This is a genomic window from Tessaracoccus sp. OH4464_COT-324, assembly GCF_003932855.1.
GTDB lineage: Bacteria > Actinomycetota > Actinomycetes > Propionibacteriales > Propionibacteriaceae > Arachnia.
Map to the genome: position 1 here is coordinate 1 of NZ_RQYZ01000204.1, position 278 is coordinate 278.

Below are 278 nucleotides of genomic sequence, written 5' to 3' on the forward strand. Positions count from 1 at the left end.
CGCCTGCATAAAAGCCTGATCCAACGTCTGGCCCCGCTTCAACTTCTTGAACCAAACCGGGCTCACCCGCACCCGATCCAAGCAGCCCTCATCGTCGAACCACACCCGAACCAACCCAGCAGCACCAACACCACCGTCAGCGCCCTGGACGCTGAACCCATCATCAGGGGCGCTATCAAGATCCTGCCCCGGCGCCCAATCAGGCGGCGGAACATCCGGAACCCCCTCCTCCTCAGCCTCCTCAGCAGACCAATACAGCGCAGGAGACAAGGGGTCGT

At 62.2% G+C, this 278-nt stretch carries 1 pseudogene; it reads right to left on the reverse strand.

What is annotated here, in order from left to right:
• Positions 1-278, reverse strand: a pseudogene (locus EII42_RS13220) (hypothetical protein); the annotation flags it as partial.